The following is a 1,874-nucleotide window of genomic DNA, read 5'->3' as shown; positions in this document are numbered from 1 at the left end:
CGATTACATCTTAGCTGAGCCACAAACCTGTCCGAATTAGTAGGACCACTTCAGTGGCAGCGAGTAGGAATTCGTCATTTGCCCCGCATGGGCCGCGTAATCGCAATCGTCCCAACCCCAGAATGCGTTTGAGGTGTGCGAAGAGCATTTCGACCTTCTTTCGCAACCTCATTGAGACGACGTACTGTTTGGTCTTGGCAATATCGCGGGCGACCTGACGGGCATCCTCATGTTCTTCGCGGGTGATCTTACGCGCAACTGCCTTCGGGCAGCACTTCATCTTCGAGGGGCAGACCTGACATGTGTGTTTCAGGGCCTGGTATTTTGCAACGCCCTTGCCTGTGGGTTTACGGTTCGGATCAGAGTAGTTGCGCCGAAACTGCTTGAGCGGTTCACCTTCGGGACAGACGTATTGGTTGTTCTTTGGATCCCATTCAAAGTCCGCGCGGGACCATGTGCCATCTGTTCGACCTGCTTTGTCCAGTACAGGAATGTGGGGTTTGATGTCGCGATCTACGAGCCATCCCAACATCGGCCCTGATCCATAAGCGCTGTCTGCAATGAGGCGCTCTGGGTCAATATCGTGCTGCTCCTTGATCCGATCCAACATAGTGCGCACGGAGCCAACCTCGGCTTGTCGGATCGACCGCGTACCTTCGACGTCCACGATGACACTGTGGTCGGTATCGATCAGATAGTTGGTAGAATATCTAAAGAACGCAGGGCCCTTGCGCGCTGCTGTCCACTGGCTTGCGGGATCAGAATGGGACGTGAACTTGGGTTCAACCTCTGATGCTGCGCCAAAAGCTGCATCGTCCAAGACATCCAGATATTCCTTCACAGCGCGTGGTGCATCGATTGGATCAATGGCACGAGGATCCCAATCTTCCTTCGGTGTGGAGTTCTGTTTGTTCGCATCAGCCTCGATCAAACTGGCATCTGCGGCCAAACGTTGACCGCTCACCAGACCATCTGCGATGCAGCGGGCAACGGTCTTCTCAAACAGATGCCTAAGTAGTTTGCTTTCCCGAAAGCGCCCGTGTCGGTTCTTGGAGAAGGTCGAATGGTTCGGCACCGGATCAGACAAATCAAGACGACAGAACCAACGATAGGCTAGGTTCAGATGCACCTCTTCACAAAGCCGACGCTCAGACCGGATGCCAGAACAATAGCCCACTAACAGCATGCGGACTAGCAGTTCAGGATCAATCGACGGACGGCCTGTATGGCTATAAAAGTCGGCTAGATATTGGCGGATGTCATCTAGGTCGACGAACCGATCAATCGACCGCAGCAGATGATCTTGGGGCACATGATCGTCAATCGAGAACTCGTAAAACAGCGCGCCTTGTGCTTCTTGCTTTGGCCCCAACATCGAAATTACCCCCGTTGCTAAGGACAATTGAATCAGCGAATGGGCACCCGATCAAGCAAGAGTTTTTCAACAGAATTCGCCCAACCGGCTCATTCGTCAGAGCGTAGCGAAGGCCAGCTTTTCCAACGGAAGGTATTCCTAGATTGCTGCTTGATCACGGAAACCGTTGACTGCATCGACAATCGAATACGCTCCAAATTCAACGAAGACCAGCCCCGTCGCATTCGTGATTCAGAGTCCGTATCGTAGGAATGGCCTACGCGTAATCAGCAATCCGGTCCAAAGAACAACGCAGCCCGTAGCAACTAGAAAGCAGTTTAGCGCGGTAGCCACGATAGGAAATACACGCGAGCGCGCCATGGCTTCATCGAAGCATAGGAACACGACAATAAACCCGCTGAGGAGAAAGGATGGGCTTTTGGTTTGATCAAATGACCTGCCCCCCTAGGCTCCCTCATTCATAACGAGAGTTTGCGGGTTTGGATTTCATATTCTTTAT

1 protein-coding gene is annotated in these 1,874 nt (G+C 52.6%); it reads right to left on the bottom strand.

Annotated elements, in window-relative coordinates:
- Positions 1-10: 10 nt before the first annotated feature.
- Positions 11-1,375, bottom strand: coding sequence for an IS5/IS1182 family transposase (locus PFRI_RS14540; RefSeq protein WP_072631434.1), 1,365 nt, complete (start codon positions 1,373-1,375; stop codon positions 11-13).
- Positions 1,376-1,874 lie beyond the last annotated feature (499 nt).

The sequence above is a fragment of the Planktotalea frisia genome (assembly GCF_001890925.1).
Classification (GTDB): Bacteria; Pseudomonadota; Alphaproteobacteria; order Rhodobacterales; family Rhodobacteraceae; genus Planktotalea; species Planktotalea frisia.
Note: the sequence above shows the minus strand (reverse complement) of the source record. Positions and strands in the feature narration are given on the sequence as shown.